This window comes from Anaerococcus sp. HMSC075B03, from assembly GCF_001815585.1.
Classification (GTDB): domain Bacteria; phylum Bacillota; class Clostridia; order Tissierellales; family Peptoniphilaceae; genus Anaerococcus; species Anaerococcus vaginalis.
Window position 1 is genome coordinate 1 of the sequence record NZ_KV821201.1, and the last position, 213, is coordinate 213.

Annotated in this window: 1 protein-coding gene; it reads right to left on the reverse strand. The window is 33.8% G+C overall.

What is annotated here, in order from left to right; translation table 11 throughout:
• The coding region (locus tag HMPREF3045_RS09355; RefSeq protein ID WP_306807255.1) for an albumin-binding GA domain-containing protein at positions 1 to 213 on the reverse strand (213 nt) is incomplete at both ends.

The window sequence follows — 213 nt, forward strand, 5'->3', positions numbered from 1 at the left end:
TGTAATTCCAGCTGCTTTTAATTCTTCGATTGCGTCTTTTTTAGCATTGTTTAGAAGCCATTCGTCAATTGTTACTTTTGGACCATCTTCTTCTTGACTTGCTTTGTGAGCTTTCAAGATTTCATTTTTCAATGCTTCTACACCTTCGATTGTTTTAGCTTTGTTGATTTGATCAAAATAGATTTGTCCTGTAATTCCAGCTGCTTTTAATTC